Below are 572 nucleotides of genomic sequence, written 5' to 3'. Positions count from 1 at the left end.
ATACAATGCTGAAAATTTTGATTACAATACTGATGATGATACTTATACCTGCCCACAGGGGAATACCTTATCGAGCAACGGCTCTTGGTACAAAGCCAGAAACTATTCCTTCAAACAATACAAAACCAAGGCCTGCAAGCAATGCCCGGTGCGCCAGAATTGTACCACCTCAAAACTCAATGGAAAGGTCATTCAGCGTAGCCAATACACTCAAAATATTAAACAGAATGCAAAGCGGATTGCCCAAAGCGGGGAACTTTACAAAAAAAGGCAAGCCTTGGTAGAGCATCCCTATGGTACCATCAAGCGCCAATGGGGATTTGATCATATCATAACAAAAAAAGGTATCAAAGCAGCTTCTGCCGACTTTGGACTTATTGCCCTAGCCTATAATTTAAGGAGATTGTTTAATAGTAAAATAGAGCTGATGCAACTGCTATTAAACCTCTTTTTTAACATCAGAAAGCTTATAAAAGCACATATAAGACTAAAACGAACTTTTAAGGCATTAATACAAAAGCAAACAAAAATTAATGCAAATTTTGGCTTTACCCCTAATTTCAATTATTTTT

The 572-nt window shown here is 37.2% G+C and carries 1 protein-coding gene; it reads left to right on the top strand.

Annotation, left to right across the window (positions count from 1 at the left end; genetic code table 11):
- Positions 1–572, top strand: a 572-nt coding sequence (locus tag KW502_RS15310; RefSeq protein WP_255554301.1) for a transposase, incomplete at both ends; no start/stop codon positions are given.

Origin of the sequence: Mesonia aestuariivivens, assembly GCF_019311235.1 — a bacterium.
GTDB lineage: Bacteria > Bacteroidota > Bacteroidia > Flavobacteriales > Flavobacteriaceae > Mesonia > Mesonia aestuariivivens.
Note: the sequence above shows the minus strand (reverse complement) of the source record. Positions and strands in the feature narration are given on the sequence as shown.